At 52.7% G+C, this 5409-nt stretch carries 3 protein-coding genes; all 3 read right to left on the bottom strand.

Annotated elements, in window-relative coordinates; genetic code table 11:
* On the bottom strand, positions 1-2244 hold a 2244-nt coding region (locus Q0510_RS05715), incomplete at its 3' end, for a hypothetical protein (RefSeq protein ID WP_298709061.1).
* 20 nt (positions 2245-2264) lie between these two features.
* A complete protein-coding gene (locus Q0510_RS05710) occupies positions 2265-3008 on the bottom strand; it encodes a hypothetical protein (RefSeq protein WP_298709059.1) in 744 nt (247 codons plus the stop codon).
* 4 nt (positions 3009-3012) lie between these two features.
* Positions 3013-4674, bottom strand: a complete 1662-nt coding sequence (locus Q0510_RS05705; protein ID WP_298709056.1) for a hypothetical protein — start codon at positions 4672-4674, stop codon at positions 3013-3015.
* Positions 4675-5409 lie beyond the last annotated feature (735 nt).

The raw sequence follows: 5409 nt of genomic DNA, 5'->3' as shown, positions 1-5409 counted from the left end.
GTATGCCGTCTGCGCCGCCGATCTATGGCTGGCGGTATCAGCGACAGGAATTCCCGCCTTAGCCATATAATCCTGGCGGAATGCCGGCCAGCTACCAATGGCCGTCAGGCAACTTTGGCAATCCGGGATACAGGGCACCGATCTCAACTCCGCTCTCCTTTCTTCCACGATCTGCTCCAGCGTTTTGCAGACGTTACTTTGCAGGAACACGTCCTCCCTATATTTATCCATCGCTTCCTTGCTGATGGTCAGGTTCTTCGTGATGGTATAGTTGCCGCGTGGAAGCCTGCGGGTGACCGTATAAACGATGGGCTCAGGATTTGCGCCGCATGCAACCGGGAGGTTGGCGATGTCGAGGTTGTTGAAGGAATACCGAATGGGATTGGCCAGGCGCAGGTTAAAGGCATCGTCCATCACCTGGATATTCAGTTCATACCCGGCGACATAACAAATTTCTACCCCATTGCAATCCAGCTTGCGCAAGACCGGCGGCGTCAGCTTGTATTCAAAAGTATAATCCGCCGTATCCGGGACGTGGATAGAAGCATGCGTTACGATCGTGCGCCCGTCCACTTTATTCTTGCCCGGGCCGGACAGCGCTTCGGTAACGGTGAGCCGCTCGGTTTCGGGGAGCGCTTCCAGGTTGCCGCCCGGCGCTACCGACTGAAGGGCGGTAGCAATGGTGCGGCCGTGCATATCCAGGTAGCTCACTGAATATTGTCCGTTTGCATCCCTGGTTACATTCTTGAAATAATGCAACCTATTGCCTACCTCCGTTCCGAAAATGGCATCCAACTCCTCCTGCATCGGTGTAGTGTAGATATATTGTGTCTCATGCCCGCTTCCCAGTTTGAAGGTTTCGCCCAGGCCGCCCTGCCGGGATATCCGGCCGGTATTATCCGGCGTATACTCTGTTTCCGTAAATGCACGGCCCTTCGCCTGGGGAATATACTGGTGATGCCCCTCACTCACTTTTGGGTTATTCGCCGAATAATATGCGTTGGCGCCTGTGGCGCTGTCCATCGGTTGCGCCGCTCCATGGATATAATCCTGCGGAGTAGCGATGTAATCGTATTGATCCTTGTCATACTCCGGGCTGTTGATGCCTTTATTAAAGCCCTTCACATACTGCATCACCGTTTCCATCGTAGGCGCTGGCAACACCTGGATGGCAGGCCGGCCCTGGTAGTCGTACATCGTCTCCGCGATGACCAGGGTCTGGGAGGTATTGTCTTTAGTGACGGTCTGCCTTCCCCGGAGGCTGCCGTCGAAATACTGCGTCACTACTTTCCGCTTACCATCTTCCGCGAACGTAATGGTCGATTGCCAGTTCAGGTTGGGCTGATGGCCGGTAAAGTCGAACCGGCCGGTTCCCTGTGGGTGCAGTGAGCTCCAGTCGGTTTCGATTCTCCGGTCGTCCGGGCGGACCTGCACGGCTCTGACCCGGAAAAACAAGCTTCCTTTTCCGTCATACATCAACGGGATCGCATACCCGTTGTCTGCGACGGTGACCCTTGTAGTATTATTCTTGAAAATCAATGCTCTGTTGACGGGAATTTCATACCTGCCGGATGCCAGCGAACTCGAATCGATATACGCCCATTCCAGGTCATAGGCATCCGCCCCTACTTCCACATCCCAGTGCACCTGCAACTGGTCGGGGGTGCCTGGGCCCTGGGGCAAGTCATATCCCACCTTTTTTACGGCGTTCTCCGCACAATCCAGTTTATACCGCGGCTGCACCTCCATCTCATTCTCCAGCATCAGCACGGCTTTCATATTTGCGGGCGCCGTGAGGCTGAGGACCTTCACCTTTACCTGGTGCGCATTATTGAAGACGAAACTGCTCCGCATACGGTATGTTTGTGCGGTATCGTAGTTAACCGTCAACTGCTGATCCACCGAATCCACACTGTTATTCGGCGGGAAATAATAGTAAATCCTTACCAGTGCCTCGGCCGAAAACGGCCCGGGGATGTAGCGGTTGGAATACTCGTTGATCTTGAACGTTATGATATTACGTACCGTATAAGGCGTATCCAACCGGCTGGCGAGGGTGGTGGTGTAGAATGCGCTATCCTGAACGGTCATAGCGGAATCTACCGCCAGTTGACCGGCGGCGCCATCCAGCACTTTTTTGAGCACAACACTCTTCTTCTGCTGCGCCAGCAATGAATTTGCGGGCACCAGGAAAAGCGCGGCAGCGATCAGGGTATAAAAAAACTTCAGGCCAGGGATATTCATATAAATAAGCTTGATCAGTACTATAGGTTCGGGCTTCCTTTGTAAATCTGGTATTCGTTGTAGGCGGGAGTCGTCTTATATTCCCCGTTGTCTATGGTGAAATAAGCGGATTCGTGCACCGACTCGTTGCTTCCGGCGGGCAGCAGCCCGTAAGACAGGAAGTACATATTCACCTGCGCCAGCGGGCCATACTTCTGCTGTTCCGCAGCCGTAAGCGAGCGGCCCGCCTTCATCAGTTCCGTTTGGAGCACATATCTTACGGACGACAACAAGCCTTTTCCGGAGGCGATATGCATATCGATGGACTTAACCATCGACAGGGAATCGAATCGAATTTGGATCCTGCGGGACTGCTGTTCCGTCATGATATCCACTTTCGATACCAGGCTAGATTCCATCAGCATCCTGATTTGGAAAAGCGGATCATGCTGGGGTATGCTGTTCGGTTTGTAGAGGTACATGACCTTGTCTTCCTTAAACAATACGATAGCGTACCGCGGGTTCGTTACGAACTCCATATGCCGCATTTCCATTTTGGTGCCGGCGGCAGACATTTCCACGCTCCCGGTGAGGGAGTCCAGGATACGCCCGGGCTGATGCGCGCCGGCATAAGTATAACGGAAGTCATACCGGAGGCCGTTCGCGGTATAGGCTTCCTGCAGTTTCCGCATTTCCGCGTACAGCCGCGCCGTATCGGCCGTCTGCGCCCGCAGGGTTTGTATGGCTGTCATGCAGATCATGACGATCAGTATTCTTTTCAGCATGGTGCTATTCTTTTACGAGTGCGCTCCTTGTTTCTTTAATCGTTTTGATACCTCTTTCCGTTTCCTTCTTCACCCGCGTCAGTACGCCATCGTCATCATATTCAAAGAAAGTGGCGAAGTTATTCTCATCGAGTTCCGCCATCATCCTGAGCGTCACTGGGTCGTAGGCATAACTCTTCATATTGGCGTTGAAAGGATGCAGGCGGATGTCATCCACATAAACCGCGCTGGTCCCCGTGGCGATGATCATGACGGACAATTGTGTAGTACCTGCCGGGAGATCGACCGCTTCTTCATACCGCTGCCATCCCTCGATGATATTCCCCGCCGGCCGGATCTCATGCAGGAAAGTTTGCTCACCCTGCTTTACCACCAGCTGCACCACATTACCATCGTAGCTGGCGCAATTACAATCCTTTTCCTCCTTCACCCAGGCGCTGAAAAGCACTTTTTTATTGGCCAGCGGGCTGAAGGGCGGAATGATCATGGTGCTGTCGGCTTTTACTTTTTTCAGCACCTGCGTGCCCACACAGATATTGGATTGTTTCTCAAAAATGGGCTGCCCGGCCGGAGGGGCCACGGCAACTACGATATGACTCGTTTGCAGGGTATCGTTTGCGGGAATCCTGATAGAATATCGGCCGGTATGGTATTGCGTAGTATCAAGCCACGACATGTATCGGGTGAAATCGAACCGCCGCGCAGTGGCGCAATCGCCGGTGGCGCAGTCGTTACCCCGGAAGTAAAAGTCTTCGAACCCTTCGAATGCCGCTTCCCGGAGCATGCTGTTTTGCACGACGGCTACGGGGATGGCGTCTTCAAAGGCGTAGATCGCGCTGTTATAGCGGTTTAGCGCATCGCGGTTCTCCAGTTCGAAACCTTTTTTATTGAATATAGTGGATTCGGAATTCCATACCCAGCGGGTAGTGTCGATCTGGGCCTTCCAGCCGTTGGTTTGCTTCTTCCAGAAAGAAAGAAAATCCTTGTAAGCGCCGTCGCGGCGGATATTGGTAGCGGCGTTGGGGTCGGATTCGCGGCGCTCGCCGTAATAGGCATATGTACGATGCGGGCGCCAGTTGCCGAGAATACCCGCGGTATAAGGATTGACGCTGGTATCGGTAACCACGCTGAAACAAGTGACCTCAAAATCCGCCAGTGTCAATTTTATCGTATCCCTGATAGGTGCGGTACAGATGTCCGAATTGATCACCACGATATAATCACCTGCATGCGACGGAGCCAGGTTCCGGATGACGGGATTTTGAACAGAATCGCTCCAGTTGGAAGGTCCGGACCAGTTATACTTGTTGGCCGAGCCGGGCAGGTTGATCACCCTGAATCTTGCCGGATCGCCCACACAGAATGCCGGCTTATCAAGTGATGCCAGCTGCGCTGTGGCAAAGTCGATGATCTTTACGGTCTGAACGGCGAATTCGCCACATTCATTTTCAACCCGTACATCATAGTTCTGGTTCACCATTAAATTGTAACCGCTTCCGGAAGTAAATCGACCTGTAGAATTAACATCCATGTATGGTCCGGCAGCGCCCTGCCCTGGAAGCGCCAGTTTATACGTGTACATAGTATTCGCCTGCGGCGACTGGAGATATACCTGGATAGCGCCGGAGTTGGAGGCTGCTCCCGGGCAAATCCAGCCACTTGTCAAATTAACATCTATTTTCAGCGGTGGACGGATTACACTGACATATGCAACGTTTGACTTGTGCTGATTATCGTAACTGTAGGATTGCGTCGCGGAAACACAGATTTCATAGTCACCATGTATAGGCAATGTCACATATGTACCCGCCGGGATAATTCTCCAATCCAGTTGATATCCGGCCGGGGCCTTAATGATCCTAAAAAACATCGGTTCCTCGGCGCCCTTATACAGCGCATTGCCGTTTACCGTAATCATACGGCCGGTGCAGCTATCCCGGCCTTCAACCGCAAACTCATATTGATATAAGTCTTCACTCTTTACCAATAATGTGTCATAATGCACGCCACACACATCTGTCACTTTCAAAACATAGTGCCCCGGGCCAAATGGCTGATTGTCAGCATCCTGTGAGAAATTTATTCCTGACGTATTACCACTGGTAATTGTATATGCAAACCGCTTGCCCGCGGGCGCCAGCAGTTCCAACTTTGTCCCTGGCCGAAACGCAAAACCATGCAGGGAGTAAACGGTGAAGTATCCGGTCCCGATCTCACCGTAGGGAGGTGCGGCCATCGCGATATCATACATTTTACCCACCACCGGCGAAAATGTCCGGACGACAGGAGCGCGTGTATAGCCATCTCCCATTTCCGCACTCAGGCGATATTCACCGAAAGGCATGTCGGAACGGGTAATAGCCACTTTACTATGCGCCGTATCCCTGTATATCTGCCCTGT

Source organism: uncultured Chitinophaga sp. (assembly GCF_937874145.1).
In the GTDB taxonomy this organism is placed as follows: domain Bacteria; phylum Bacteroidota; class Bacteroidia; order Chitinophagales; family Chitinophagaceae; genus Chitinophaga.
Note: the sequence above shows the minus strand (reverse complement) of the source record. Positions and strands in the feature narration are given on the sequence as shown.

Bases quoted from the DNA above. Each gene is read 5' to 3' on its own strand.
- Q0510_RS05710 (WP_298709059.1), bottom strand. From the start codon at position 3,008: ATGCTGAAAAGAATACTGATCGTCATGATCTGCATGACAGCCATACAA.